The 26,586-nt window shown below is 67.6% G+C and carries 24 protein-coding genes and 1 pseudogene; 6 read left to right on the top strand and 19 right to left on the bottom strand.

The annotated features are described in order from the left end of the window. Positions 1–154 precede the first annotated feature (154 nt). Complete coding sequence (locus QSJ19_RS04320; protein ID WP_286318510.1) at positions 155–1,267, bottom strand: TerC family protein; 1,113 nt, start codon at positions 1,265–1,267, stop codon at positions 155–157. A 237-nt stretch (positions 1,268–1,504) separates the two neighbouring features. On the opposite strand from QSJ19_RS04320, the pseudogene QSJ19_RS04315 reads away from it, so the two are divergent. Then, positions 1,505–1,929: pseudogene (locus QSJ19_RS04315) on the top strand (MmcQ/YjbR family DNA-binding protein). A gap of 48 nt (positions 1,930–1,977) precedes the next feature. Here QSJ19_RS04315 and QSJ19_RS04310 read toward each other — a convergent pair. Beyond that, entirely contained in the window at positions 1,978–4,683 is a 2,706-nt protein-coding gene (locus QSJ19_RS04310) for a DNA translocase FtsK (RefSeq protein WP_286318509.1), read from the bottom strand. A gap of 64 nt (positions 4,684–4,747) precedes the next feature. Here QSJ19_RS04310 and QSJ19_RS04305 point away from each other — a divergent pair, with 64 nt between their 5' ends. Continuing rightward, a complete protein-coding gene (locus QSJ19_RS04305; RefSeq protein ID WP_286318508.1) occupies positions 4,748–4,921 on the top strand; it encodes a hypothetical protein in 174 nt (57 codons plus the stop codon). A gap of 83 nt (positions 4,922–5,004) precedes the next feature. Here the strand turns inward: QSJ19_RS04305 and QSJ19_RS04300 are convergent, their stop codons facing one another. The 5 genes from QSJ19_RS04300 to QSJ19_RS04280 form a co-directional block, all read right to left on the bottom strand. Next, on the bottom strand, positions 5,005–5,637 hold the full coding sequence (locus QSJ19_RS04300; RefSeq protein WP_286318507.1) for a TIGR03085 family metal-binding protein: 633 nt from the start codon (positions 5,635–5,637) through the stop codon (positions 5,005–5,007). Between the two features lie 22 nt (positions 5,638–5,659). After that, on the bottom strand, positions 5,660–7,711 hold the full coding sequence (locus QSJ19_RS04295; protein ID WP_286318506.1) for a ribonuclease J: 2,052 nt from the start codon (positions 7,709–7,711) through the stop codon (positions 5,660–5,662). After that, positions 7,708–8,616, bottom strand: coding sequence for a 4-hydroxy-tetrahydrodipicolinate synthase (gene dapA, locus QSJ19_RS04290; RefSeq protein WP_286318504.1), 909 nt, complete (start codon positions 8,614–8,616; stop codon positions 7,708–7,710). The genes QSJ19_RS04295 and dapA overlap by 4 nt, the downstream gene beginning before the upstream one ends. Before the next feature lie 74 nt (positions 8,617–8,690). Further along, positions 8,691–9,443, bottom strand: coding sequence for an FAD-dependent thymidylate synthase (thyX, locus tag QSJ19_RS04285; RefSeq protein ID WP_286318502.1), 753 nt, complete (start codon positions 9,441–9,443; stop codon positions 8,691–8,693). Between the two features lie 91 nt (positions 9,444–9,534). Continuing rightward, complete coding sequence (locus QSJ19_RS04280) at positions 9,535–10,320, bottom strand: DUF427 domain-containing protein (protein ID WP_286318500.1); 786 nt, start codon at positions 10,318–10,320, stop codon at positions 9,535–9,537. Positions 10,321–10,553: 233 nt separating this feature from the next. Between QSJ19_RS04280 and QSJ19_RS04275 the strand changes: the two genes are divergently transcribed. Next, a complete protein-coding gene (locus QSJ19_RS04275; RefSeq protein ID WP_502876086.1) occupies positions 10,554–12,236 on the top strand; it encodes an alkaline phosphatase D family protein in 1,683 nt (560 codons plus the stop codon). Positions 12,237–12,411: 175 nt separating this feature from the next. On the opposite strand, the gene QSJ19_RS04270 is transcribed toward QSJ19_RS04275, so the two are convergent. Continuing rightward, positions 12,412–13,176 (bottom strand): HAD-IIB family hydrolase, encoded by a 765-nt coding sequence (locus tag QSJ19_RS04270; protein WP_286318498.1) that lies wholly within the window; start codon positions 13,174–13,176, stop codon positions 12,412–12,414. A 51-nt stretch (positions 13,177–13,227) separates the two neighbouring features. Next, positions 13,228–13,854 (bottom strand): TetR/AcrR family transcriptional regulator, encoded by a 627-nt coding sequence (locus QSJ19_RS04265; protein ID WP_286318496.1) that lies wholly within the window; start codon positions 13,852–13,854, stop codon positions 13,228–13,230. A gap of 92 nt (positions 13,855–13,946) precedes the next feature. Here QSJ19_RS04265 and QSJ19_RS04260 point away from each other — a divergent pair, with 92 nt between their 5' ends. Both QSJ19_RS04260 and QSJ19_RS04255 read left to right on the top strand, forming a co-directional pair. Continuing rightward, positions 13,947–14,330 (top strand): DUF1304 domain-containing protein, encoded by a 384-nt coding sequence (locus tag QSJ19_RS04260; protein WP_286318495.1) that lies wholly within the window; start codon positions 13,947–13,949, stop codon positions 14,328–14,330. Between the two features lie 22 nt (positions 14,331–14,352). Beyond that, positions 14,353–15,369 (top strand): NADP-dependent oxidoreductase, encoded by a 1,017-nt coding sequence (locus QSJ19_RS04255; RefSeq protein WP_286318494.1) that lies wholly within the window; start codon positions 14,353–14,355, stop codon positions 15,367–15,369. A gap of 3 nt (positions 15,370–15,372) precedes the next feature. Here QSJ19_RS04255 and QSJ19_RS04250 read toward each other — a convergent pair whose 3' ends face one another. From QSJ19_RS04250 to QSJ19_RS04220, 7 genes are all read right to left on the bottom strand, one after another. Beyond that, positions 15,373–16,620, bottom strand: a complete 1,248-nt coding sequence (locus QSJ19_RS04250; protein WP_286318492.1) for a winged helix-turn-helix domain-containing protein — start codon at positions 16,618–16,620, stop codon at positions 15,373–15,375. A gap of 9 nt (positions 16,621–16,629) precedes the next feature. Further along, positions 16,630–17,154: a dihydrofolate reductase gene (locus tag QSJ19_RS04245; RefSeq protein ID WP_286318490.1), complete on the bottom strand. Its 525-nt coding sequence runs from the start codon at positions 17,152–17,154 to the stop codon at positions 16,630–16,632. Next, a complete protein-coding gene (locus tag QSJ19_RS04240; RefSeq protein ID WP_286318488.1) occupies positions 17,154–17,987 on the bottom strand; it encodes a thymidylate synthase in 834 nt (277 codons plus the stop codon). The genes QSJ19_RS04245 and QSJ19_RS04240 overlap by 1 nt, the downstream gene beginning before the upstream one ends. Positions 17,988–18,014: 27 nt before the next feature. Next, a complete protein-coding gene (locus QSJ19_RS04235; RefSeq protein ID WP_286318547.1) occupies positions 18,015–18,416 on the bottom strand; it encodes a flavodoxin family protein in 402 nt (133 codons plus the stop codon). 47 nt (positions 18,417–18,463) lie between these two features. Next, positions 18,464–19,012 (bottom strand): hypothetical protein, encoded by a 549-nt coding sequence (locus QSJ19_RS04230; protein ID WP_502876085.1) that lies wholly within the window; start codon positions 19,010–19,012, stop codon positions 18,464–18,466. A 38-nt stretch (positions 19,013–19,050) separates the two neighbouring features. Continuing rightward, a complete protein-coding gene (gene dapB / locus QSJ19_RS04225; protein WP_286318486.1) occupies positions 19,051–19,818 on the bottom strand; it encodes a 4-hydroxy-tetrahydrodipicolinate reductase in 768 nt (255 codons plus the stop codon). 62 nt (positions 19,819–19,880) lie between these two features. Continuing rightward, positions 19,881–20,369, bottom strand: a complete 489-nt coding sequence (locus QSJ19_RS04220) for an Lrp/AsnC family transcriptional regulator (protein ID WP_286318485.1) — start codon at positions 20,367–20,369, stop codon at positions 19,881–19,883. 181 nt (positions 20,370–20,550) lie between these two features. Between QSJ19_RS04220 and ald the strand changes: the two genes are divergently transcribed. Beyond that, a complete protein-coding gene (gene ald, locus QSJ19_RS04215) occupies positions 20,551–21,660 on the top strand; it encodes an alanine dehydrogenase (RefSeq protein WP_286318483.1) in 1,110 nt (369 codons plus the stop codon). Between the two features lie 46 nt (positions 21,661–21,706). On the opposite strand, the gene QSJ19_RS04210 is transcribed toward ald, so the two are convergent. The 3 genes from QSJ19_RS04210 to QSJ19_RS04200 all read right to left on the bottom strand — a co-directional run bounded on the left by QSJ19_RS04210 (position 21,707) and on the right by QSJ19_RS04200 (position 26,437). Further along, positions 21,707–22,474 carry an NRDE family protein gene (locus QSJ19_RS04210; RefSeq protein WP_286318482.1) on the bottom strand — a complete coding sequence of 256 codons (768 nt, stop codon included), beginning with the start codon at positions 22,472–22,474 and terminating at the stop codon, positions 21,707–21,709. A 17-nt stretch (positions 22,475–22,491) separates the two neighbouring features. Further along, positions 22,492–24,003 (bottom strand): putative nucleotidyltransferase substrate binding domain-containing protein, encoded by a 1,512-nt coding sequence (locus QSJ19_RS04205; RefSeq protein ID WP_286318480.1) that lies wholly within the window; start codon positions 24,001–24,003, stop codon positions 22,492–22,494. A gap of 148 nt (positions 24,004–24,151) precedes the next feature. Next, positions 24,152–26,437: a polyribonucleotide nucleotidyltransferase gene (locus QSJ19_RS04200; RefSeq protein WP_286318478.1), complete on the bottom strand. Its 2,286-nt coding sequence runs from the start codon at positions 26,435–26,437 to the stop codon at positions 24,152–24,154. Positions 26,438–26,586: the final 149 nt, after the last annotated feature.

Here is a 26,586-nt window from a genome sequence, read left to right as displayed (position 1 = left end):
CCCAAACACGGTCACACACGCCGAACCAGCAGCGACTATTTCAGCAGTCTCCTAGACAGGGTCGACCGCGCAGAACCGAGGAGGGTCTCACACCATCGGTGTGAGACCCTCCTCGTGCGTTGTGCGTGTCCGGGGTGGCAGGACCACGCGCGAACTATGCGTCGCCGTCGCGCGCCCGTCCGTCCCGGAGCTCGCGGCCCGTCGGCCGGTCTGCGTCCGACGTCTCCTCGCCGTCCGCGGTCGCTCCGCCGGACGAGTTCCCGCCCGCTTCGGGCTCGCCGGAACTCTCGGCCACGTCCACGACCTTGGATCTGAGCAGGCTCGCCACGGTGGTGATGACCAGCGTGAGGATGATGACGCCAAGTGAGACGGGGGTCGAGATCTCCGGGACCGACACGTGCTCGCCACCGTTGATGAACGACAGCGTGTTCTCGTGCAGCGCATGCAGGACGAGCTTCACGCCGATGAAGGCCAGGATGAACGACAACCCGTACGAGAGATAGACGAGGCGATCGAGCAGTCCGCCGAGCAGGAAGTACAGTTGGCGAAGACCCATGAGCGCGAACGCGTTCGCGGTGAAGACCAGGTACGGCTCCTGGGTCAGACCGTAGATCGCCGGTATCGAGTCGAGCGCGAACAGCACGTCGGTGAACCCGATCACGATGAGAACCATCAGCATCGGGGTCGCGAGGCGCTTGCCGTTGACCCTGGTGAAGAGCTTGTCGTTGTCGTACTCGTCGGAGGTTCGCAGGTAGCGCTTCACGAACCGTTCCAGGCGGCTTTCACGTTGCTCCTCGTGATCGACCGGATCGTCGCTCTCGCTGATCAGCTTCACCGCGGTGAAGATCAGGAAGGCGCCGAACAGGTAGAACACCCAGCTGTAGGCGTTGATGGCGGCCGCTCCGACAGCGATGAAGATACCGCGCATGACCAGCGCCATCACGATGCCGAGGAGCAGCACCTTCTGCTGATACTCCTTGGGCACGGCGAACTTCGACATGATGATGACGAAGACGAACAGGTTGTCGACCGACAGTGCCTTCTCGGTCACGTATCCGGCGAAATACTCACCGCCGTACGTGCCGCCCCACTGCCACCAGACGAACAGTCCGAAGATGACCGCGATCGAGATGTAGACCGCGGACCAGGTGCCCGATTCCTTGAGACTCGGAGCATGCGGAACCCGGACGTGGGCAAAGAAGTCGAAGACGAACAGCGCCAGGATCACCACACAGGTGACGATCCAGACGGTTGACGAAACATCCATGAGGGCGATCTCCTCCAGCGCGCAGCACAAGGTTGCGATGCCAGAGGTCTCTCCCGCCGGGCCGCGCCGCATTGCTGCGGTGGAACACGAGGCCCGACCGACGAATCCGGGTCACTCCCGACGACGATGATCGGCATCGTGCCGGGACGCGGCCGTATTGACGGAAACGCCACGAGGACGGGGATACTCCCCTCTTCGATCGTCGCCCAGCCTAGTACACCGAACTACCGTTGCACCATGGCGCACGCGCCGCGCCGGACCACCACCGGCGACATCCACACGATCGCAACCGGGCTGCCGTACGTCACGGGCGCGGGTACGCCGGTCGACCGGCCCGTCTACCAGGTCGGCAGCAAGTCGTTCGTGTTCGTCCGCACCCCAACGCCCGGACGCCGTCGACCCTGACACGGGCGAACGGTACGACGACGTGGTGGTGATCTGGGCGCCCTCGGAGGACGACAAGGGCGCGCTCATCGTGGATCGGGCGTCGCTGTTCTTCACCACCGCACATTTCGACGGTCATCTGTCGGTACTCGTCCGGCTCTCGCAAGTCGGCGAACTGTCGGTGGAGGAACTGGCGGAGGTGATCGGAGGACGCGTGGCTCAGTCGAGCGTCACGCCGTCAAGCGCAGACCTGGCTCGCCGAGCACGGGCTGGACTGACCTCTCGCGACGGGATCTCCCTCAACTCATCGCGTCGCACCCTAGCGATCAGAACCCGTCGGCCGGGGCGTCGTCGCCGTCGCCCCCGGTGATGGAGGCGATGACGCCCGCGAGGTCGTCCGGTTTGACCAGGACCTCCCGAGCCTTCGAGCCCTCACTGGGTCCGACGACGCCGCGCGTCTCCATCAGGTCCATCAGACGGCCGGCCTTGGCGAAGCCGACACGCAGCTTCCGCTGCAACATCGACGTCGAGCCGAACTGGCTGGACACGACGAGTTCGATCGCCTGCAGCAGGTCATCGAGGTCGTTGCCGATGTCGCCGTCGATCTCCTTCTTGTCTCCCGCCTTCGCCGTCGTGACTCCCTCGGTGTACTCGGGATCGCTCTGCTCACGGGTGAAGTCGACGACCGCCTGGATCTCCTCGTCGGTGATGAACGCACCCTGCATGCGGATGGGTTTGTTCGCCCCCATCGGGAGGAACAACCCGTCGCCCATGCCGATGAGTTTCTCCGCACCCGGCTGATCCAGGATCACGCGCGAGTCGGTCAGCGACGACGTCGCGAACGCCAGTCGCGACGGCACATTGGTCTTGATCAGACCCGTCACGACGTCGACCGAGGGCCGCTGCGTCGCGAGTACCAGATGGATCCCGGCCGCACGGGCCTTCTGCGTGATGCGCACGATCGCGTCCTCGACGTCGCGCGGTGCGGTCATCATGAGGTCGGCGAGCTCGTCGACGATGGCGAGGATGTACGGGTACGGCGTGTACACACGCTCACTGCCGAGCGGTGTCGTGATCTCACCGGACCGCACCTTGGTGTTGAAGTCGTCGATGTGCCGTACACGCGACGCCTTCATGTCCTGATACCGCTGTTCCATCTCCTCCACCAACCACGCGAGCGCGGCGGCGGCCTTCTTGGGTTGGGTGATGATCGGCGTGATCAGGTGCGGGATGCCCTCGTACGGAGTCAGTTCCACCATCTTCGGGTCGATGAGGATCATCCGGACGTCCTCGGGCGTGGCCCGCGACAACAACGAGACGAGCATCGAGTTGACGAAGCTCGACTTGCCCGAGCCGGTCGAACCCGCCACCAGCAGGTGCGGCATCTTCGCGAGGTTGGCGCTGACGAACTCGCCTTCGATGTCCTTGCCCAGACCGATCACCAGCGGATGGGTGTCCTTGCGTGTCTTGGGCGCCTTCAGGACGTCGGCGAGCCGAACCATCTCGCGGTCGGAGTTGGGGACCTCGATACCGACGGCGGACTTGCCCGGGATCGGCGCCAGCAGTCGGACGTTGTCGGTGGCCACCGCGTAGGCGATGTTCCGCTGCAGCGCGGTGATCTTCTCCACCTTCACGCCGGGACCCAGTTCGACCTCGTATCGGGTGACCGTGGGACCACGGGTGTACCCGGTGACCGCGGCGTCGATCTTGAACTGTTCCATGACGCCGGTGATGCGGTCGATCATGTCGTCGTTGGACCGCCCACCCTGCTTCGGCGGGTCACCGTCGATCAGCAGGCTCGAGGGTGGCAGGACGTACTCCCCCTCCACGGCACGGTCCACCAGACCCACAGGCGACTCGTCCTCGGCGGGGACCGGGGTCGGGTCGGGGGTCGGCTGTGCGCGCGGCTTCGCGCGCTTCGGAGTGGCGGGGCGTGCCGGCGCCTCGGGTTCTGCGTGGTCCGCGGCCGGGCGGCCGATTCGTTCGGTGACCTCGTCATCGAGTGGAACCGTCGTCGCGGCCGCGAAGTCGGCGGCGTCCACGTCCGGATCCACCGGCCGTCGGCGACGGCGACTGCGGCGAACCGGTTCGGCATCCGGCGGATAATTGTCGTACGGATCGGAGGAATATCCGGCTCCCGGGTCGAGCACGGCCGTCGCGTCGTCGTCCACGGCCGATCCGTCGGCCGCGAGGTCGTCGAGGTCGTCCTCGTCGAGGTCGTCCCAGGGTGCCGAGTCGTCGCCGTGATGGACAAGTCCGAGTCCGAGATATCCGGCGACCCCGTCGGCGACCTCGCGGACCGTCTTGCCGCTGAGGATCAGTGCGCCGAAAGCGATGCACAGCACCAGGATCGGCACCGAGATCCAGGCGGTCACCCCGTCGGTCAACGGTGTGCCGACGGCGTACCCCAGGAATCCTCCGGCAGCCGAGCGACCGGGGAGTTCCACCGGCGCGCCGGCCACGAGGTGGACGAGTCCGAGGGTCGGCAACACGAGCAGCAGACCGGCCCCGAGGTACCGGCCACGGCGCGTGGGATTCGGCGGGCGACGCATCAGTACGACGGCCAACGCCACGAGCGCGACCGGTACGAGCACCGAGACCGATCCGACGATCGCCCGGATCAGCGCCTCGATGAAGGCCCCGACCGGACCGGCCGCCCCGAACCAGACGCTGGCCCCGACCAACATTGCGAGACCCAGGATCGCCAGGGCCGTTCCGTCCCGCCGATGTGAGTGCCCGCTCAGGTCCCGTCTGGCCGGTGTGGAGGCACGCCGCCGCGGTGACTGCTCGTCGTCGAGCAACGGGCCATCGAGATCGAATCCTTCGTCGACCGCGCCATCGACATCATCGTCGAGGTCGTCGAGATCGGTCAGATCGTCCCGGCCGGGACCGGACGCGCCCGATCCTGCACCACCCGCTCGGGCGAGACTCCCGATGCCGCGAGCCATCAGGGACCATCCCGCCCCGAGCCCGCGCCCGACGGCCGATGCCCCACTGGCCGCGACGGATCGACGATGGATGTCGGCCGACATGTCGGCCCGCTGTGCGGGTGTGCGCCGGGTGGAGGTTGACGATCGACCTGTCTGCCGAGACGAGGTGGATCGTGTGCCGCGCGTCGTGCTGCGCGACGATCCCGTCGCGCGCGTCCCCGTACTGCGCGTCCCCCTCGAGCCCGACTTCGTCGTGCCTGCGGTCGCGCGCGACGGTGTCTTCTTCGCACCCGTCTTCCGCGCACCCGTGGTTGCTTTCGAAGCCATGCGGACAGACTAGTCCGCAGACGTCACGTCAGTCACACGGGCAACACTGGCAACGCGGTTGTGTGTCGAATTCGTAACCGAACGGAATCGAACCGGTCAGAGGCCCCGGGGAGCGTTCTTGACTGCCGCCACCGCCCGCTCGTCGCCCTCGACGGCGACATCGACCGGCGCCCGGCCGAAGGCGAACAGGACGAGCTCACCTGGGGTACCCGTCACGACGACGGCATCACCGCGCCCCGCGGTCACGAGGTCGGCGCCATCGGCGGTGCGCAACGTGATCTCCGCAGGCGAATCCTTCAGGGTGAGCTTGCCCATCCCCTTGGCCGGCCCGGCGAGCGCATCCTGCATCTCCGCCGACAACGGCCTCGGCTGCCACGGACCGCCCGGATCCACCCCGCCGCGCAGGACATCTTCGTGATGGACGAACATCTCGGCCAGATTGGCCCACCGGTCGATGAGTCGAAAGGGCGAGTAGATCGGTGGGCCGTCGGCGAGTTTCGCGAGCAGATCGTCCCAGGGTTCGGTCGCGGCCGCCGCGCGGACGCTCTCGGTGTGCCCGGCGAACTGCTTGATCATGATGCCGGGTCCGGTGTCGGGCCGACGCTCGCGGACCACGAGGTGGGCGGCGAGGTCCTTGACGGTCCAGCCGTCGCACATGGTGGGGGCGTCGGGTCCGACCGACCGCATGGTGTCGACCAGGGCTGCGCGTTCGTCTCGGGCGAGGGTCACGCGACCCACAGTAGTGCGCGGATCAGGATCCGACCGCGAGTACCGTCGGCACGATCATCGGACGACGACGATAGGTGTCGGCGACCCACCGGCCGACGGTCCTCCGGATCGTCTGCGCGATCCGGTGCGCGTCGGTGACGCCTTCGGCGGCCAGGGAATCCAGGGCCTGGTCGACGAGATCCGCGGCGGCTTTCAACGCATCCGGGTCGTCGGAGAACCCGCGTCCGGACACCTCGGGTGCGCTGACCGCCTTCCCCGTGGTGGCATCGATCGCGATGGTGATGGCGATGAAGCCGCCCTCCCCGAGCACGAGCCGCTCCGACAGCGTCGACTCACCGACGTCGCCCACGGACAACCCGTCGACATAGACGTGGCCGACCGGCACCCGGCCGACGATCTCGGCCCGCCCGTCGACGAGGTCGACGACGACCCCGTCCTCGGCGAGCACGACCCGGTCCTCCGCGACGCCGGTCGCGACGGCGAGCGCGGCGTTGGCCCGCAGATGACGCCATTCACCATGCACCGGCATGACATTCGACGGCCGCACCGCGTTGTAGAGATAGAGCAACTCTCCGGCCGACGCATGTCCGGAGACGTGCACCTTGGCACTCTGCTGGGTGATGACGGTCGCGCCGCGCTTCGCCAGGCCGTTGACAACCGCGAAGACCGAGTTCTCGTTGCCCGGGATGAGCGACGACGCGAGGACGACCAGATCGTCCTCACGGATGTTGATCTGTCGATGTTCACCGCGTGCCATCCGCGACAGCGCCGACAACGGCTCACCCTGTGATCCGGTGGAGATCAGCACGAGGCGGTTGTCCGGCAGGTTGGCCGCGGTGTCGAGGTCCACCAGGACCCCGTCGGGCACGGTCAGGTATCCGAGGTCCTGCGCGATCTGCATGTTGCGCACCATCGACCGGCCGACGAATGCGATTCGCCGGTTATGCGCGTTGGCCACATCCACGATCTGCTGGATGCGGTGGACGTGGCTGGCGAACGAGGCGACGATGACACGTTGGCGCGCCCGACCGATGACCTGATCGAGCACTCCGCCGATCTCACGTTCGGGGGTGACGAACCCGGGAACCTCCGCGTTGGTGGAGTCCACGAGGAACAGGTCGACTCCTTCGTCGCCGAGTCGGCTGAAGCCGGCCAGGTCGGTGAGCCGCCCATCGAGGGGCAACTGATCGAGCTTGATGTCGCCGGTGTGCAGCGCGACTCCCGCCCCCGTGCGGATGGCGACCGCGATGGCGTCCGGAATCGAGTGGTTCACGGCGAAGTACTCGCACTCGAACGGACCATGGGTGGTCCGTTCGCCCTCGGTCACCTGCACGAGCTTCGGCCGCAACCGGTGCTCGCGACATTTCGCATCGACCAGTGCCAGAGTGAATTTCGAGCCGATCACCGGGATGTCGCCACGCAGCCGCAACAGGAACGGGACCGCGCCGATGTGATCCTCGTGCCCATGGGTGAGGATGATCGCGTCGACGTCGTCCATGCGGTCTTCGATGTAGGTGAAGTCCGGCAGGATCAGGTCGACACCCGGCTGCGCGTCCTCGGGGAACAGCACACCGCAGTCGACGATGAGGAGTCGTCCGTCGTATTCGAAGACGGTCATGTTGCGGCCGATCTCACCGATGCCGCCGAGCGCGACGATCCGCAGTCCGTGGCGCGGCGCCTGGCGCGGTGTGCCCAGACGGTCGACGGCGGGCACCGATGCAGCAGCCTGGGCCGCACGATCCCGATTGTCCTGGCGGCGATCCCGGCGTTCGTGCTTGCCCCCGGAACGCTGGGCCTTCGCCGGGGCGGGGGACTCGGGCCGCGCGTCGGTGTGGCGAGCGTCGGCGCCACCGCGTCGAGAGGACGTCGACCGGCGCGAACTCGCCTGCTTCGGAGCGTCTTTCGCTCCTCCAGCGGCCTTCGCGGCCTTGGCGTCGCTGGTGCCGGTCCGGTCCGTGTCGGCCGTGGTCGCATCCGACTGTGCCCGAGTCACCTCGGCAGCCTCCTCGGCCGCCGGCGACGGCGGTCCGGCCTGACGACTTGCGCTGCGGCGACGCCGCGTCGGCCCGGTCATCTGGTCAACACACCGGACGCGCGGAGATCGGCGATGAGCGCCTCGATCTGCGGGCCGTCGGCGGGCACCTGCGGCAATCGTGGATGCCCGACGTCGAATCCGAGGATGCGCAAGGACGCCTTGACCATCGTGACCCCGCCGAGCCGGCCCATCGCGTTCACCAGCGGCAGCATCGACGTGTTGATCTCACGGGCCGTCGCGATGTCGCCCTTCTCGAAGGCCAACTGCATATCCCGCAGGCGATCTGCGACGAGGTGACCGATCACGCTCACGAATCCGGTGGCGCCGACGGACAACCACGGGAGATTGAGCGCATCCTCACCGGACAGGTACTCGAGGTCGGTCGAGGCGATGATCCCGGACGCCGAATGGAGGTCGCCTTTGGCATCCTTGACCGCACGGATCCGCGGGTGCTCGGCCAAGGCCAGCATGGTCTCGTTCATGATCGGCACCACCGACCTCGGCGGGATGTCGTACAGCATCACCGGGAGATCGGTGGAGTCCGCGATGGTGCGGAAATGCGCCAGCAGACCCGCCTGCGGCGGCTTCGAATAATACGGCGTCACCACCAGGAGGCCGTGGGCACCGATCTTCTCGGATTCGATGGCGAACCGCACACTCTCGGCGGTGTCGTAGCTGCCGGCGCCCTGGGTGATCCGCGCGCGGTCGCCGACGGCGTCGAGGACGACGCGCAGCAGTTCCAGCTTCTCCGGCACCGTCGTCGTCGGCGACTCGCCGGTGGTGCCGGACACGACGAGGCCGTCACAGCCCTTCGACACCAGGTGATCGGCGAGTTCCGCGGCCTTGGTCAGATCCACTGCACCGTCCGCCGTGAACGGGGTCACCATGGCCACGCCGATGGTCCCGAAGGGGTGGGTGTGCAGCTGGTCTGCGCCTGCGTTCATGGTGCTCAAGGCTACCTTCTCCGTACTGCGGATATGCGTGTGGGCGGGCTGTGTCGTGAGGGCGTGCTCGGCGCTCATCCCTCGAGCACGAACGGCGAGGTCGCGACCTCGGTGCCGTCGGCGAGGGTGCCGATCTCGAAGTCGCCGAACACCGTCGGCGCGACCTTCATCAGGTGCCGGAGGCACTCGACGGCCAGTTGCCGGATCTCGACGTCGGCGTGCTCGGTCGCCCGCATCCCGACGAAGTGCCGCCAGGCCCGGTAGTTGCCGGTGACAACGATCTTGGTCTCGGTCGCATTGGGCAACACCGAACGGGCGGCCTGCCGCGCCTGTTTGCGACGCAGGATGGCGTTGGGGACGTCGGCGAACTTGGCCTCGAGCGCGTCGAGCAGCTCGCTGTAGGCCTTCCGGCTGGCGTCGGTGGCCTCGGTGAACAGCGCCTCGAGCTCGGCGTCGCCACGGATGGCGGGTGGCGCGACGACGTTCGAGTCGTGTTCGGGCACGAATCGTTGGGACAGCTGGGAGTACGAGAAGTGCCGGTGACGGATCAGCTCGTGGGTGCAGGACCGGGAGATCCCGGTGATGTAGAAGGTCACCGACGCGTGTTCGAGCAGCGACAGATGGCCCACCTCGAGGATGTGGCGCAGGTACCCGGCATTGGTCGCGGTGCGCGGATTCGGCTTGTCCCAGCTCTGATAGCAGGCCCGGCCGGAGAACTCGACGAGCGCTTCGCCGCCGTCGGCGTCCGTGCTCCATTCGACGTCCGGAGGTGGCGTGAACTGCGTAGCGGCCACCATCTGCACCTTCAGCGGCACCAACTCGGACACGTTGCCTCCTCACCTGCGTTGCCGTCGGACCGGCCCGCGGGTGCGGCGACGGCCCCGTCGATTGTCCACCAGCCGCGCGCCGACGTCCCGGTCACCCCGTCGACGCGTCCACCGTGACATCGACCCGCTCGTCGTAGAAGCAGATCAGGTCGCGCACCGGCCCGCCGTCGGTGAGCGGATCGGTATAGGTCCATGCGATGTCCGGAACGACGGCATCGTCGACGGACACCGACCAGTAGGTGGCCCGTCCCTTGTAGGCGCACGCGGTGACGGTCTCGCTCGGGATGAGCAGGTCCATCCGGACGTCCTCACGCGGCAGGTAGTGACGGACGGGCAGATACGTTTCCAGCAGCACCGTGGGACGGCGGCTGTCGGCGATCACCTGATCCCCGGCCCGCACCACCACGTGTCGGCTCGAGCGCAGGCAGTCGATCCGCTTGAACGGATCGCGTGGATGGGCCACGACCATCTGTTCCTCCTCGCGCCACTCGTCGAACGCATCCCACTCGAGGACGACGTGGTCGGCCAGGTCCGGATCGTCCGGGGTGAATCCGGCGCCGGGTAGGACGCGGTCAGGCGTGGTGATGTCCCAGACGGTGCCGGCGCAGGTATGGATCGAGAACTCGTCATCCGGGGTCAGGATCGGCGGTCGCCGCACTGCCGCGCTCACCGGCGACGGCGCACTCAGCGCCAGTCCGATGGCGGCGCGCGGGACGGCGTAGGACCCCACCACGCGGTCGGGCTCCCACACCTGTATGGCCTCCGCGGAGTCGACGACGGTCCTCCCCGCCACCGACGCCCGCACCCGGCGACGCATGTCGACCCAGCGCAGTGATCCGAGATCGGACATGGTTGCTTCGTCCATCGAGATCGCCATGTCTCGATCGTGCGCCGATCGGCGGCTGCGCACCACCCCTTGCCGCCAGCCGACCGATGAGCAGGTGAACGTTGGGCGACGGAACGGCAAACCACCTGCTCGGTCCACTCCGAGGTCGGTGATTCACTCGCGCCCGGACCTCGCGATGGCGCATGATGATCGGCGATGTGTCAGCAGCCCACCGGACACCTCGGACGTGTCGGTGGCTCGAACAATCGGGGGATCGATCCACAGTGCCCGCTCAGCCGCCTCGTCCGACCAGCTCTCGGACCGGGACACCGCGTCGGACCTTCCTGGCCGCCGGGGTCGCGGCCGCCGGAGCCGCCCTGCCCGTGGCCGCCGGACGCGCATCGGCGGCACCCTCACGGTCGACGGTCTTCGCCCATGGCGTCGCGTCGGGTGATCCGTTGCCCGACGGTGTGATCCTGTGGACCCGCGTGACCCCGACGGCCTCGGCGCGCCCCGGGTCCGGGGTCGGGCCGGCGACGGATGTCGTGTGGGAGGTCGCGCGCGACGAGTCCTTCACCGGCGTCGTCGCGTCCGGCACAGTGCGCGCGACCGCCACGGCCGACCACACCGTCAAGGTCGACGTCGGCGGCCTGTCGCCGAACACCCGCTACACGTACCGGTTTCGCGTCACCGGCGGACCCGCGCAGGGCGCGGTGTCGGCGACGGGACACACGCGCACGGCACCTGCCGTCGGCGCCGACGTGAGTCGAATCCGCTTCGGCGTGGTGTCCTGTTCCAACTGGGAGGCAGGATATTTCGGCGCCTACCGACATCTCCGCTCGCACCGTGATCTGTCCGCCATCGTGCATCTCGGCGACTACTTCTACGAGTACGAGACCGGCGGATACACCGGAAACTCCGGAACGGTCCGTCGCACCGAACCCGCCAACGAGACGATCACGTTGCGGGACTATCGGATTCGGCATTCCCAGTACAAGACCGACCCCGATCTGACCGAGTTGCACCGACTGCTGCCGTGGATCTGCACCTGGGACGACCACGAGTCCGCCAACGACTCGTGGAAGGGTGGCGCGGAGAACCACGGACCGGGCGAAGGACCCTGGTCCGCCCGCAAGGCCGCCTCCGAAAAGGCGTACTTCGAGTGGATGCCGGTGCGTCCGCAGGCATCCGGGACCGGACGGCACCTCTACCGCCGACTGCGCTACGGCCGCCTGCTCGAGTTGTCGATGCTCGATCTGCGGACCTACCGCGACCAGCAGGTGTCGGCGACCTCCACGGCGATCGACGACCCGCAGCGTAGCATCACCGGTGCCGCGCAGATGAACTGGCTCACCGGAGGCCTGACATCCTCGACGACGCGTTGGCAGATCGTCGGCAATCCCGTGATGATCTCGCCCGTCCTGCTACCGCCACTCGATGAACGCAACGCAGCTGCACTCACCGAGATGCTCGGCCTACCCAAGGGCGGGGTTCCGTACAACGCCGATCAATGGGACGGCTACACCGCAGACCGACGACGTCTGCTCGACGCGATCCGGGCCGACAGTGTGGACAACGTCGTGTTCATCACCGGCGACATCCACTCGTCGTGGGCCTGCGATGTCCCGGTGGACGCGGGCAGATATCCGGGTGCTGGAACGGTGGCGACCGAGTTGGTGGTGCCCTCGGTCACCTCGTCGAACGTCGACGACATCATCGGCGTACCCGAGCACACCGTCGGCAACGCCGTACCCGCGGCGATCATGGCCGCCAACCACCATGTGCGGTGGAACGACTTCGACGCCCATGGGTATGCGGTGCTGACCGTGACTCCGTCGGCAGCCCAGATGGACTGGTACTTCGTGAACGACAAGACCGACCCGCGGACCGGCCGTTATCACGCACGGTCGTTCCGTGTGGCGTCCGGAACGCAACGCGTCCAACCGGTCGGCCGGCCCGTCGACTGACAGGGACCGTGTTACCGCCGATCGCGGATCGCTGCAGGCGATTCCGCGTCGTCGTCGGTGATCCCGCGTCGTCGTCGGTGATCCCGCGTCGTCGTCGGTGATTCCGCAGCGCGACAGGCGTTCCGACGGACCGGCGTGAAACGCCGGACTGTGCTCGTGTTCCCGGCCGGCGGGATCAGCCGTCGACGATGGCCGACAACTTGTCGTAGGTGTCGCGCCAGCCGTGCACCGCGATCGACTCGATGCCGAGATCCTTGACCGGCCGATCGTTCCCGCCCTCGTCCAGGCGGTCACCGAAGAACAAGATGTCGTCGACGCCCAGTTCGAGGATGTCCATCAGCTTGCGCGCTCCATAGGCCTTGTCGATGCCCTTCTTCGTGACGTCGACGGATGTCGAACCGCCACTGCGCACCTCGAGGTCGGGCAGGCGTTGCGCACCGTACGCGCGCAGCGCCTCCTTCTTGCTGCCAACGGGATCCCAGGCCGCCTTCGCGTCCACGGGCGCCGACTGACCGAGCGCGCTGAAGGTGATCTGACTACCCCGGTCCTCGAGGATCGGGCCCCAGGTCTCGGCCTCCCACAGACCGAGCTCCCTGGCACCGGTCTCGAGGACATCGAGAGTGCGCGACTTCTCGTCATCACTGAGATATTCGGCGTAGACCGTCTCCCACCCGCTCCCCGACCACCGGACATACTGGGTCCCGCAGGTCGGCATCAGGTGGAGGTTGCCGATGGAGTCGAACACGCCGATCCGGGCGAGCACCTGCGTGTCGAACTGTTCGAAACGACCGCCGGAGATGATGCACCCGAGACTGCGGTCGAGCATCCGGCGCATGAGCGCGAGCATCTCGTCGTCCATGGGGCTCTTCGACGGCGCAAGGGTGTCGTCGAGGTCGAACATCACCAACTGATAGTCCTTGCCCTGATACGAAACCGCCATCTCAGCCTCCTTGTCGGATACGTCCGCCTCGAAACGTCGCCCATGAGCATGTCATCTCGCACCGCCGCGCGCACCGCCGGGCCACGGCGCGGCGCGGCCGGATCCACCGATCCCGGCGGCGGTCACGCCGAGGAGTCGCACCGCCTCGGACCGGTTCACCCGTGCCAGCGTCATCGCCGCGATCACCGCCCCGGCGATCGACGCCGCCAGCTCGGCGATCTCCGCGTCGTCGCGGTCCGGACATCGCGCCCGGACCCCGGACGCGAGGGCGGACAACAGTTCCCCGTGATAGGCGGCGATCACCTCCCGGACCGCCGCGTCGTCGCCGAGCGACGTGGCCGCCGAGCCCACCAGCAGACAACCGGTGGGTTCGCCGGCATCGCCGAGCGACGACATCGCCGTGGCCAGCCCCGTGAGGTAGTCGACCACCGCGTCCGGATCGATCTCGTCGGCGAGGAGCGGCCGCAGTCGCGGACGGACGATGACGTCGAGATAATCCTGCACGGCGACGTCGAACAGCCCTCTCATGCTGCCGAAGGCGTGATAGATGCTCGACCGCGACAATCCGGTGGCCCGCTCCACGTCGGCCACGGACACAGCGTCGAACCCATTCTTCCAGAACAGATTTCGCGCAGCTCCCACCACCTCGGCGGTGTCATACGCCTGCGTCCGGCCCATGTCGGCCCCTCCGCCCGATCGTCGATGCTGGTTGTCTTGCGACCAGTCTAGCCCTATTGTGGAACGGTCAGTACACAATATCGGAGGTCGCGATGGGACAGTTCGCAGCGGTACTCGCTCTGGTGGCAGCAGCCATCCACGTGTACATCTTCGTACTGGAATCGTTGTGGTGGACGTCGCCGCGCGGGCGGGCCGTATTCGGCACCACCGAGACCGAGGCTGCCGCAACTCGAGAATTGGCGTTCAACCAGGGTTTCTACAACTTGTTCCTGGCGGTCATCGCCGCGGTCGGCGCCGTCACGCTGCTCGCCGGCGCGACCACGATCGGCCCGACCCTGGTGGTCGCCGGCTGCGGTTCGATGGTCGCGGCCGGACTCGTCCTGCTGATCTCGGATCGCACCAAGACCCGACCTGCGCTCGTCCAACTCGGCGCGCCACTGATCGCGCTCGTCGCTCTGGCGATCTCCGCCGCCTGACACACCGACCCGAAAGGCAATGATGACCCACACCAGCACCCAGATCCAGCTCGTCAACCGACCCGTGGGGTGGCCCACCGACGACGACTTCCGCACCGTCACAGTCGATTACGATGACCTGCCCCAGGGCCAGGTCCGTGTGGCCAACGAGTTCGTCTCCGTCGACCCGTACATGCGGGGGCGAATGATCGACACCCGCAGTTACATACCGCCGTTCGCCCTCGACGAGACGATGACCGGTGGGGCCGTCGGCCGCGTCGTCGAGACCACGGTCGACGACCTGCCGGTCGGCGCGCTCGTGACCCATCAGTACGGCTGGCGCAACATCGTGCAGGAGGACGCCGGAGGGTTCCGCGTGCTCCCCGAGCCCCCGGAGGGTGTGCAGTCCTCGGTCTATCTCGGCCTCCTGGGAATGACCGGACTCACCGCCTACGTCGGCCTGCTGACCATCGCGACGATGCAGCCCGGGGACACCGTCTTCATCTCCGGCGCCGCCGGAGCGGTCGGGACCGCCGCGGGGCAGATCGCCCGGCTCAAAGGCGCGAAGCGGGTCATCGGCTCGGCCGGCTCGGCCGAGAAGGTCGCGCTGCTGACCGATCGGTACGGCTACGACGCCGCCTTCGACTACAAGGACGAGCCCTCGGTCCGCAAGCAACTACGCGAGGCCGCGCCCGACGGCATCGACGTCTACTTCGACAACGTCGGCGGCGACCACCTCGAGGCGGCCCTCGATTCGTTCAACGACGGCGGCCGGGCGGCGCTGTGTGGCGCGATCGCCCAGTACAACAGCACGACTCGAACCCCCGGGCCGTCGAACATGGCCAACATCATCACGCGCGGCCTCACCCTGAAGGGCTTCACCGTCGGCCATCACTTCGACCAGGCCGCCGAGTTCAACCGGGAGATGTCGGCGTGGTTCGCCGACGGGAAGGTCGTGCACGACGAGACCGTCGTCGACGGCATCGACAACGCCGTCGGCGCCTTCCTCGGGCTCATGCGCGGTGAGAACACCGGGAAGATGGTCGTGCGTACGTCCTGACGGTCAGTGTCCGGCGTCGAGCGCTGCCGACGTCACGGCCGCGGCGAGTGGCGCCGCCAGATCTCCGCGGTCGACGACCCGGACCCGATCCAGATCCAGCCATCGCGCCATCACACCCAGGTCGACCGCCAGTCGTGCCGCGACGTCGTCGGCGGACTGTCCGTCCTCGAGGTGCGATGCCAGGACGAGCAGGTCGCCGGCGCGCCGGTCCGCCTTGAGATCGACGCGAGCCACCATCTCGGTGCCGATGAGGTACGGCAGCACGTAGTAGCCGTGCACCCGTTTGTGTTCGGGCACATAGATCTCGATGCGGTAGTGGAAGTCGAACAGCCGCTCCGCGCGAGGACGGAAGAACACCAGCGGGTCGAAGGGCGACAGGATCGCGGTGCGGTCGACCCGCCGCGGTATCACCGCCGAGGACGAAAGGTACGCCGGGTCCCGCCACCCCTGGACGCCGACGGGGATCAGCGCTCCGGAGTCTACGAGGTCGGCAACGGCAGGACGCACGTCCACGGCCTTGGTCCGGTAATAGTCCGCGAGATCGGCGACGGTGGCCACGCCCAGCGCCGACGCCGCTCGTGCGGTCAGCTCGCGATGGGCGGTCGCCCTGTCGACGTGACGTCGCGCAGTTTCCGTCCCGATGACCCGCTCGGTCAGATCGTAGTGACGGACGAAGTTCTCGTTGCGCACCGCCGAAAGGTCGCCCGATGCGAACATCGCCTCGCACACATGCTTGACCTCTCCCCGATGCCACCAGCCACCGGGTACCCCGGCGGGCCGCTCGATGCCGAGGTGCTCCTCGATCTGCTTCGGTGTGCTGGCCCCGGTCTCGGCGATGACGTCGCGGACATCGGCGGCCAGCTCACGGTTGCGCTGCATGACATCTCGGGTGTACCGGTATCGACCGTCACGGAATTCGTCTCGGCGCCAACCGAAGAGTGGCCAGTCGTCGACCGGTATCAGCGCCGCCTCGTGTGCCCAGTACTCGACGAGCAACCGCTTGCCCCGACGCGGCCGCCACGCGGCCCGTTCGAGAAGGCCGGGATCATAGGGACCGAGCCGGCTGAACATCGGCATGTAGTGGGCTCGTGCGGCGATGCTGACCGAGTCCATCTGGAACAGCCGCGCGCGACCGATCACCCGTCGTAGATTCGCCGCCGTCGGCGGTCCGGACGGCAGCCGGTCGGTGAAACCCTGTGCGGCGAGCGCGATTCGTCGGGCCTGCGCCGCGGAGACGTCGGTCGGGGGCATACCTGTGTGTCAGACCCCTCGGCGGGCCGTGCCGGCCCCCGTGTGGCGCACGTAGTCGATGAACCGGTAGCGCGTGCCGGTCGACGACGTCTCCCACGGCCCGGTGACGTCGACCTCCCAGGCGTACGGATCGATCTCGGGCGCGAACGCGTCCGCGGCGTCGACGAGCACATCGATCTCGGTGATCCGCAGATGAGTGGCGACATCGATCGATGCCTCGTAGATCTGCCCGCCGCCGATCACGGTGACCGGACCGGAGACCAGCGCGAGGGCGTCGTCGAGCGAGTGGACCACCTCGGCACCGTCGGCGTCGAACACCGCGGCCCGGGTGATGACGACGTTGCGACGGCCGGGCAGTGGACGCGCGCGGTCCGGCAACGACTCCCACGTCTTGCGACCCATCACGACCGGACGGTCGCCGGTGATCTCCCGAAAACGACGCATGTCCTCCGGAACGCGCCACGGTATACCGCCCGCGCGGCCGATCGCACCGACACGGTCCTGCGCCCAGAGCAGCGTGATCGTGGCGCCCATCAGACGGCCACCGGGGCCTTGATCCCCGGATGCGACTCGTAGCCCACGATCTCGAAGTCGTCGAAGCTGTAGTCGAACAGCGAGTCCCGTCGCCGCAGGTGGAGCGTCGGATACGGGTACGGTTCACGCGAGAGCTGCAACCGGACCTGATCGACGTGGTTATCGTAGATGTGGCAATCACCGCCGGTCCACACGAACTCGCCGACGTCGAGGCCCGCCTGCTGCGCCATCATGTGCGTCAGGAGCGCGTAGGAGGCGATGTTGAACGGCACCCCGAGGAACAGGTCGGCACTGCGCTGATACAGCTGGCACGAGAGTTTGCCCTCCGCGACGTAGAACTGGAAGAACGCGTGACAGGGCGGGAGCGCCATCTGCGGGATCTCCCCCACATTCCACGCGGACACGATGTTGCGGCGCGAATCGGGATCGGATCGGAGGAGTTCCAGGGCGGCGGAGATCTGATCGACGTGCTCGCCGGAGGGGGTCGGCCAGCTGCGCCACTGCACGCCGTAGACGGGTCCGAGGTCACCGTTGAGGTCGGCCCATTCGTCCCAGATCGTCACGCCACGATCCTGCAGCCACCGCACGTTCGAGTCGCCGCGCAGGAACCACAGCAACTCGTAGATGATCGACTTGAGATGGACCTTCTTCGTGGTGATCAGCGGGAATCCCGCACTCAGGTCGTACCGCAACTGGTGTCCGAACAGACTTCGGGTGCCGGTGCCCGTCCGATCGGCCTTGGGTGTCCCGCTGTCGAGGACCAGTCGCAGCAGATCCTCGTACGGGGTGGGGATGTCGCCCGCCGGCGTGACGTCTCGGATGGCCATGCTCACGACAGCGAGTTTACGTCGCACCACATCTCAGGGCATGAGCCCCGCCGCAACCGTGGCCCCGAGTTCCCAGCAGGCTTCCCGCGCATCGGAGTCCGGTGCTCCCGAGACCACCACCGTCTCGGCGGCCCGGGCCCATCCCAGGCCGGTGGTGATGGCGTCGATCGCCTTCTCCGCGCCCTCGGTGCCCTGATTCCCGTGCAGGTAGAGGCCGTACGGACGCCCCTGGGTCGAATCCAGGATCTGGTAGTAACAGGTGTCGAAGGCGTGCTTCAGCGCCCCACTCATGTAGCCGAGGTTGGCAGGCGTGCCGAGGATGTAGCCGTCGGCGGCGAGCATGTCGGTCGGGGTGACGGCGAGCGCGGCGCGACGGACGACATCCACGCCCTCGATCTCGGGATCGGTCGCACCCGAGACCACCGCCTCGAACATCTCCTGGCAGTGCGGCGACGGCGTGTGGTGGATGATCAGCACGGTACTCACTGCGGCTCCTCGCGCTGCTGCTCCTCCTTGTACTGCGTGACGGCTCGCCTCATCATCTCCCGGGCACGGCTGCGATCGCCGGCGTAGTCATAGGCTCGGGCGATTCGATACGTGTTGTGCCAATCCGTCGGATCGGCCTCCCACTCCGCCTTCACCGTTGCGAACAGTTCGTCGGCGGCATCCCGCTCGATCCGGCCGGACGCCCGTCGTGGTAGCTCCGAGACGTCGAGTTCCCGTCCTTCCTCGGCCATCACGCGCGCGAGCCGTTGGTGCTCGATCCCCGCGCGCAAGGTCGCGAAGATGAGCCATGCCCCGATGAACGGCAGGATCAGCACGCCGATGCCCACACCGATGCCGGCGACCGTCCCGGAGGCGATCAGATCGAACGCACGCCAACCGAGGATGCCGAAATAGACGACGAGCGCGACGACGAGGAATCCGATCATCCAGACGATCGGTCGGGCGTCGCGCTTCTGGGGGTCGCGCTTCTGTGCGTCCCGCTTCTGGGGGCCGTCCTTCTGAGGCCTCTGGGGGTCGGCTGCCATGGGCGTTCCGTCCGTTCTCGACTGCAGGTCCGTCGGCCCTAGAGGTCCATCAGTTCGTCGAGACCGACGGTGAGGCCCGGACGGCCACCGATCTGCCGCACCCCGAGCAACACGCCGGGGGCGAACGACGTGCGGTCCAGCGAGTCGTGCCGGATGGTGAGGGTCTCACCCTCGGTTCCGAGCAGCACCTCCTGGTGCGCGACCAGGCCTGCCAAGCGCACCGAATGCACCCGGACGTCGTCGACGACGGCACCCCGGGCACCGTCGAGTTCGTCGGTGGTGGCGTCCGGACTCGGCCCCACCCCGGCGTCGGCGCGCGCCTGCGCGATGAGCGAGGCGGTGCGGTAGGCGGTCCCCGACGGCGCGTCGGCCTTGTGGGGGTGATGGAGTTCGATGACCTCGACCGAGTCGTAGAAGCGCGCCGCCTGCGCGGCGAAGCGCATCGACAGCACGGCGCCGATCGCGAAGTTCGGCGCGATGAGGACACCGACTCCCGGACTGTCGGCGAGCCAGCCACGCACCTGTGCCAGACGTTCCTCGGTGAATCCGGTCGTCCCGACGACGGCGTCAATCCCGTTGCGGATCAAGAACTCCAGGTTGTCCATCACGACGCTCGGATGAGTGAAGTCGACGACGACCGATGTCCGCGTCGCAACGAACGACTCGGGTGAGTCGCCCTTGTCGACACCGACCGTGAAGGTCAGGTCGTCGGCGGCCTCGACCGCGGAGACGATGGCCTGACCGACCTTGCCCGCGCTACCGAACACACCCACCCGCACATCACCTGGCTGTGCATCAACTGACATCCGAGAAGTCCCTTCGATTGCTCATGTTCGGCCCGGTCCACGATTCTATGGCGCCCGAACGCTCAGAAGATCGGCGCACCACCCCGGCGGTGTTCGAAGACGAGCGACGTGGTGGTGCCGGCGACCTCCCGGCGCGCGTTCAGCATCTCGACGAACTGCCGCAACGCATCGGTGTCGGCGGTCGCGACGTGCAGGAGATAGTCGTCGGTGCCGGCCAGGAAGAACACGTCGATGACCTCGTCGTGCCGTTCGATCTCACCGACGAAGTGCCGGATCTCACCGCGCGCCTCGGCCTGCAGACTCACCGCCACCATCGCGCGCAGGGGTCGTCCGACCGCGGCAGGGTCGACGTCGGCGAAGAAGCCTCGGATGACGCCGACATCGGTGAGCCGACGGACCCGTCCGTGGCACGTCGACGGCGCGATCCCGGCACGTGCGGCCAGTTCACTGTTCGGCATCCGGGCATCGGTCTGCAGAAGACGCAGCAGCGTCCGATCGGTCTCGTCCAAGGCGGGCTGGCCCGCCCGAACATCCTTCGGCGTAGCAGCCATGTCACACCCTCTGCTCGATGATTCTTCGAGTGATTGCACTTCGAAGAGAATATTACTCACAGACATTGTGAGATCTTCGATGTTCCTTCACGCTTGATTCAGCACCGCGCGATCCGCACCACTACACAGCTGAGGGTGTCGCGCGCCCGCCACCACACCCACCATCGTCAGGAGAGCCGCCATGCGCGTCGGAATCCCCACCGAGATCAAGAACAACGAGTACCGAGTCGCCATCACGCCCGCGGGCGTCGCCGAACTCCATCATCGCGGCCACGACGTCGTGATCCAGGCCGGCGCCGGCGAGGGCTCGTCGTTCCACGACAACGACTACAAAGAGGCCGGGGCCCAGATCCTGTCCACCGCCGACCAGGTGTGGGAGCAGGCCGACCTCCTGCTCAAGGTCAAGGAACCGATCGCGGCCGAGTATCCCCTGCTGCGGCGGGGCCAGACCGTGTTCACCTATCTGCACCTCGCCGCGAGCCGTCCGTGCACCGAAGCACTGTTGGCCTCGCAGACCACCTCCATCGCGTACGAGACCGTGCGCGCGGCCGACGGTTCGCTTCCTCTGCTGGCGCCGATGAGCGAGGTCGCCGGACGTCTCGCACCGCAGGTCGGGGCCTACCACCTGATGCGCTCCGAGGGCGGTCGCGGAGTGCTCATGGGCGGGGTCCCGGGTACCGAACCGGCGAACGTGGTCGTGATCGGGGCGGGAGTGAGCGGCGTCAACGCCGCCACCATTGCCGTCGGCATGGGCGCGCAGGTGACGGTCTTCGACATCGACATCGCCAAACTGCGCGCGGTGGACGCCCGCTTCGCCGGACGCGTCCACACGCGCTACAGCACCGGCCTGGCCCTCGCCGAGGCCGTCCGCGAGGCCGACCTCGTCATCGGCGCCGTGCTCCTCCCCGGGGCGAAGGCGCCGGTCCTGGTCCCCAACAGCCTCGTCGCCCAGATGAAGCCCGGTGCCGTGCTCGTCGACATCGCCATCGATCAGGGCGGTTGCTTCGAGGACTCACGTCCGACCACCCACGACGATCCGACCTTCGCGGTGCACGACACCGTGTTCTACTGCGTGGCCAACATGCCCGGCACGGTCGCACGCACGTCGACGATGGCCCTCACCGGCGCGACACTCCCCTACGTACTGCGTCTGGCCGACAAGGGCTGGGAGCAGGCCTGCCACGACGACGCGACGCTGGCCGCCGGTCTCAGCACCCACGACGGCGACCTGTTCACCCCGGAAGTCGGTGCCGCACTCGACATCCCGGTCGCATTGTTCCCGTTGGCCTGATCGCACCGCCACGGTTCGACCCTGTCGACGACGGACGGCGACCCGATCACCCGAGTCTGATCGTCGTCGTCCCGCGTCGACGGCCCCGCCAGGTGTACCGCCGTTCGGTCATCTCCCCCGTGCCGTCGTACCCGATTCGGAGCGCGGTCGACGCCCGCGTCCCGTATCCGCGCGTGTCGACGAAGATCGGCCCGAGCTGCTGTTCGAGCTCGTGCGGCATGCCGGTGGACGGGAGCCGATCGTCGGGCGGGCGGTGGCGGTCGGCGAGCAGTGTGAGATACGGCTCGACCGACGCGGTCTGCTCGGCAGCGACCAGATCAGCCAGGGCGGCGCGACCGTCCGTCACCTTGGGCCAGTCACTGTCCAGCGCTCCGTTGGACAGACCGTGTACCCCGTCCGATACCCGTTGAGCGTGGGGCTCGGGATGATTGGTGACCCACCAGAGGTCGTCGGCGTCGCCCATCAACAGGTTCACCGGGTGATACTCCGTACCGTCGCGCGCGACCCCGACCGCGAATGATTCCGGAGTGTCGTCGCCGGAGAGGAATCGGACGGGCAGTTCGCCCCGTGACCGCGGCCCGGCCGGCGCCGGTCGCCCGACGCGGACATTGGTGACCATCGCGAACCGGGAAGGGTCGTCGGCGTTCACGCCCATCCATGTCCCGCCCGCCAGACGGTCACGTCCGGCGACGATCGGCAGATCGGGCCAGCGCCCGAGTGGGCTGGTGGCGCGCCGGTGATACTCGTCGCGGTTGGCCGCGACCACCAGCCGATGCCGCGGATGCGCGTTCCACGCGAACAGGATGAGGCACATGATGTCTCGGGGCCGACCTAGTCGGCGACCTTCAGATAGTGACTCATGTTCGTCATCCGACGCTGGGTGCCCGCGACCTCCCGGACCGCCTGCGCGACGAGGCTGCGGTCCAGCGGCGACAGCCTCTTCATCTCCAGGACGTCGGACACGGCCTCGCCCCGGTCGAACTGCGCCACCTGATAGGTCAGCCGAACCCGTTGCAGCACATCGAAGACCTCGATGAGGGTGGCCGACTGGTCGGCGGTCATCATCGGGCTGCCGGCGGCCGCACGCAGACGTGCCCGGGTGTCGAGGGCGCAAGCTCCCACACTCAAGGCCGCCCACCGCGCGATGTTGATCAGCGGCGTGAGGGCATGTGTCTTGATGTCGAACGTGTCGCCGCGGCGCGCGAGGACATCCCGCATCGACCGGAGACGCGCCTTGTAGGACAGTGCCTCCGCCAGGAGCAATCCCATCGTCGCGGGATGGGATCGCAGATCGGTGAACACCTCGCCGACCGCGGACAGCCCGTCGTCACCCCAGATCGGCCTGGCGTCCAACAGCAGCGAGGTGAAGATCATCCCCTTGTTCTCCAGCGGCGCATCGATCCACGTGCGGGCCGCTTCGCCCCACTGGGCATGTGTTCTGGCGAAGAGCGGCTTCGAGGCGATGGCACCGTTCTCGTCGATGCTGATCCCGCCGCCACGCAGGATGGCGTCGATCTCCTCGAACGCGGTTCGGAATCCTGACATCTGGGTGTCGTCCAGCCTGTCGTCGAACGAGACGGCCGAGTCGATGTCGGAGGTGAGCACCGGTTCCCGACGCGCGTTGCTGCCCAACGACAACCACGTGACCGCCGACGAATCCAACTCCGGGTGTCCGGCGAGTACGAGTTCGAGCGCGCGACGGACGACGGCGTCGTGGATGAGCGATGCGACGGCAGTGATCTCGTGGATCGGTTGCTCACGACGGAGCAGGTCGGCGACCAGGTACGGGATCCGGCGCGCGCGCTCCTGGAGGTCGTCGGCATTCGCGGCGCGAGCGATCTGGCCGCGCAACGACATTCCCGGTCCCGCAGGAGCCGCGATGAAGTCGGCCGCGGCCACGACACCGATGACCTCGCCCGCCGGATCGAGGACCGGCATCACGGTCAGACCGCGGTCCAGCAACTCCGTCAAGGCGTCGACCGCCGCCAGGTCCCGCTGCACGCCGGACACGGGCGCCGTCACCAGATCGCCGACCGACACGTCCGCCCCGCGCCCCGCCGCGACCACCCGCGCGCGGATGTCGGCATCGGTCAGCACGCCGTAGCTGCCCTCCGACAACGGGATCAGCATGTAATCCTGGCGGCGCTCGGTCATGAGCGCCGCCGCCTCACGCACCGACATCGCCGCCGAGCCGACGACCGGGGCGGTCACCACGAGATCGGCAACCGTCGCACGGTCCACGTCATCGCGTCGTCGGCGCCGCGGAACCGTGAGTTTGTCGGCCGGGACCCTGGGCCGGTGTTCCACCACGGTCCTCGCCCCCTTTGCATCGTCGGACGTCATCACACTTCGAACGCGCCTCTGTCTGACCGATGAGCGAGGCGTTGCTGTCGCTCAGCCTAGCGAGACGTCCACGGCCCACCACCCGGGGACGGGTGGCGGGCCGTGGCGGCTGTGCACCGATCAGACGGTGCTGATCAGATGCTGTCGATCACGCGTCGGCGGTGACCGCTTCAGCGTCGGCCGAGGCTGTGGCGTCCTCGTCGACCGGGACGAGGCTGATCTTGCCGCGGTCGTCGATGTCGGCGATCTCGACGCGGAGCTTGCTGCCCACGTTCACGACGTCCTCGACCTTGTTGATGCGCTTGCCCTTGCCCAGCTTCGAGATGTGCACGAGGCCGTCGCGACCCGGGAGCAGGGAGACGAACGCACCGAAAGCGGTGGTCTTGACGACGGTTCCGAGGAACCGCTCACCCACCTTCGGCAGCTGCGGGTTGGCGATCGCGTTGACGCGGTCGATCGCGGCCTGCGCGGAGACACCGTCGGCGGCGCCGATGAACACCGTGCCGTCGTCCTCGATCGAGATGTTGGCGCCGGTCTCCTCGGTGATGCCGTTGATCGTCTTGCCCTTCGGACCGATCAACTCACCGATCTTGTCCATCGGGATCTTGATGGTGGTGATACGCGGTGCGTACGGGCTCATCTCGTCGGGCTCGTCGATGGCCTCGGCCATGACGTCGAGAATGGTCAGCCGGGCGTCCTTGGCCTGGCTGAGCGCACCCGCGAGGACCTGCGACGGGATGCCGTCGAGCTTGGTGTCGAGCTGCAGGGCGGTGACGAAGTCCTTCGTGCCCGCGACCTTGAAGTCCATGTCGCCGAAGGCATCCTCGGCGCCGAGGATGTCGGTCAGTGCGACATAACGGGTCTCGCCGTCGACGGTGTCGGAGACCAGCCCCATCGCGATGCCGGCGACCGGGGCCCGCAGCGGGACGCCGGCGTTCAGCAACGCCATCGTCGAGGCACACACCGAACCCATCGAGGTGGAACCGTTGGAGCCCAACGCTTCCGACACCTGACGGATCGCATACGGGAAGTCCTCGACACTCGGGATCACCGGGACGAGAGCTCGCTCGGCGAGGGCGCCGTGGCCGATCTCGCGACGCTTGGGCGACCCGACGCGGCCGGTCTCACCCGTCGAGTACGGCGGGAAGTTGTAGTGATGCATGTAGCGCTTGCTCGTCTCGGGTCCGAGCGAGTCGATCTGCTGGGCCATCTTGACCATGTCCAGGGTGGTGACGCCCAGGATCTGGGTCTCGCCCCGCTCGAACAGTGCGCTGCCGTGTGCCCGCGGGATCACCGCGACCTCGGCGGAGAGCGAGCGGATGTCGGTGATGCCACGGCCGTCGATGCGGAAGTGATCGGTCAGGATGCGCTGGCGGACCAGCTTCTTGGTGAGCGACCGGTAGGCGCCGCCGATCTCCTTCTCGCGACCCTCGAACTGCTCGCCGAGCTGCCGGAGGATGTCGGCCTTGAGTTCGTCGGTCTTGTCGTCGCGCTCCTGCTTGGCCGGGATCGTGAGGATCTCGGACAGACGATCGGTCGCGGCGGCGGCGACTGCGTCGTACACGTCGGACTCGTACGGCGGGAACAGCGGGAACTCGCCGGTCTCCTTGGCTGCCGCGGCGGCCAGCGACTTCTGCGCCTCACAGAGGCGGGCGATGAACGGCTTGGCGGCCTCGAGGCCCTCGGCGACGATCGCCTCGGTCGGCGCCTGCGCACCGCCGGCGATGATGTCGATGACGTTCTCCGTGGCCTCCGCCTCGACCATCATGATCGCGACGTCGGCGGAATCGCCCTGACCGGACACGATCCGTCCGGCGACGACCATGTCGAAGACGGCACCTTCGAGCTGCTCGACGGTCGGGAAGGCGACCCACTGGCCCGCCTTGTTCTCCTCTGTCGGGATCAGCGCGACCCGGACGCCACCGACGGGGCCCGAGAACGGGAGGCCGGCGAGCTGGGTCGAAGCAGATGCGGCGTTGATGGCCACGACGTCGTAGAGATCCTTGGGATCCAGCGACATGACGGTCACGACGACCTGGATCTCGTTGCGGAGTCCGTCGACGAACGACGGACGCAGCGGCCGGTCGATGAGGCGGCAGGTCAGGATGGCGTCGGTGGACGGGCGGCCCTCACGACGGAAGAACGATCCGGGAATACGGCCCGCGGCATACATGCGCTCTTCGACGTCGACGGTCAGCGGGAAGAAGTCGAAATGCTCCTTCGGCTGCTTGGACGCGGTGGTGGTGGACAGCAGCATCGTCTCGTCATCGAGGTATGCGGTGACCGATCCGGCGGCCTGCAGGGCCAGGCGGCCGGTCTCGAATCGGATGGTGCGGGTGCCGAAGCTCCCGTTGTCGATCACGGCGGTCGCCTCGGTGATCGAGTCGTCGTAGTCGGCGTCGGTGTCGACGCCGGGGTTTGTCACATCGGTCATGTGGTCGTCAGAGTCCCTTCGTGTCAGCCGCCGACTCCCGGCGACTGCGATTCTCGAATGCGGATCGGCTCACTTCGGCACGCACCACAGAGTGCGGCGACGCCTGCGTGGGCAGGGGCCGACCCGGAACGGAGCCATGAGAGAAGTGC

The organism is Gordonia sp. ABSL11-1 (assembly GCF_030315685.1).
Taxonomy (GTDB): Bacteria; Actinomycetota; Actinomycetes; order Mycobacteriales; family Mycobacteriaceae; genus Gordonia.
The sequence above is the reverse complement of the archived record's forward strand: the minus strand, read 5'-3'. Positions and strand labels throughout refer to the sequence as shown.

Excerpts from the sequence above, each read along its gene's own strand:
- QSJ19_RS04320 (WP_286318510.1), bottom strand. The coding sequence starts at position 1,267 with ATGGATGTTTCGTCAACCGTCTGGATCGTCACCTGTGTGGTGATCCTG.
- QSJ19_RS04310 (WP_286318509.1), bottom strand. The coding sequence starts at position 4,683 with ATGTCGGCCGACATCCATCGTCGATCCGTCGCGGCCAGTGGGGCATCG.
- QSJ19_RS04295 (WP_286318506.1), bottom strand. The coding sequence starts at position 7,711 with ATGACCGGGCCGACGCGGCGTCGCCGCAGCGCAAGTCGTCAGGCCGGA.
- dapA (WP_286318504.1), bottom strand. The coding sequence starts at position 8,616 with ATGAACGCAGGCGCAGACCAGCTGCACACCCACCCCTTCGGGACCATC.
- QSJ19_RS04280 (WP_286318500.1), bottom strand. The coding sequence starts at position 10,320 with ATGGCGATCTCGATGGACGAAGCAACCATGTCCGATCTCGGATCACTG.
- QSJ19_RS04270 (WP_286318498.1), bottom strand. The coding sequence starts at position 13,176 with ATGGCGGTTTCGTATCAGGGCAAGGACTATCAGTTGGTGATGTTCGAC.
- QSJ19_RS04265 (WP_286318496.1), bottom strand. The coding sequence starts at position 13,854 with ATGGGCCGGACGCAGGCGTATGACACCGCCGAGGTGGTGGGAGCTGCG.
- QSJ19_RS04260 (WP_286318495.1), top strand. The coding sequence starts at position 13,947 with ATGGGACAGTTCGCAGCGGTACTCGCTCTGGTGGCAGCAGCCATCCAC.
- QSJ19_RS04255 (WP_286318494.1), top strand. The coding sequence starts at position 14,353 with ATGACCCACACCAGCACCCAGATCCAGCTCGTCAACCGACCCGTGGGG.
- QSJ19_RS04250 (WP_286318492.1), bottom strand. The coding sequence starts at position 16,620 with ATGCCCCCGACCGACGTCTCCGCGGCGCAGGCCCGACGAATCGCGCTC.
- QSJ19_RS04245 (WP_286318490.1), bottom strand. The coding sequence starts at position 17,154 with ATGGGCGCCACGATCACGCTGCTCTGGGCGCAGGACCGTGTCGGTGCG.
- QSJ19_RS04235 (WP_286318547.1), bottom strand. The coding sequence starts at position 18,416 with ATGTTCGAGGCGGTGGTCTCGGGTGCGACCGATCCCGAGATCGAGGGC.
- QSJ19_RS04230 (WP_502876085.1), bottom strand. The coding sequence starts at position 19,012 with ATGGCAGCCGACCCCCAGAGGCCTCAGAAGGACGGCCCCCAGAAGCGG.
- dapB (WP_286318486.1), bottom strand. The coding sequence starts at position 19,818 with ATGTCAGTTGATGCACAGCCAGGTGATGTGCGGGTGGGTGTGTTCGGT.
- QSJ19_RS04220 (WP_286318485.1), bottom strand. The coding sequence starts at position 20,369 with ATGGCTGCTACGCCGAAGGATGTTCGGGCGGGCCAGCCCGCCTTGGAC.
- ald (WP_286318483.1), top strand. The coding sequence starts at position 20,551 with ATGCGCGTCGGAATCCCCACCGAGATCAAGAACAACGAGTACCGAGTC.
- QSJ19_RS04210 (WP_286318482.1), bottom strand. The coding sequence starts at position 22,474 with ATGTGCCTCATCCTGTTCGCGTGGAACGCGCATCCGCGGCATCGGCTG.
- QSJ19_RS04205 (WP_286318480.1), bottom strand. The coding sequence starts at position 24,003 with ATGACGTCCGACGATGCAAAGGGGGCGAGGACCGTGGTGGAACACCGG.
- QSJ19_RS04200 (WP_286318478.1), bottom strand. The coding sequence starts at position 26,437 with ATGACCGATGTGACAAACCCCGGCGTCGACACCGACGCCGACTACGAC.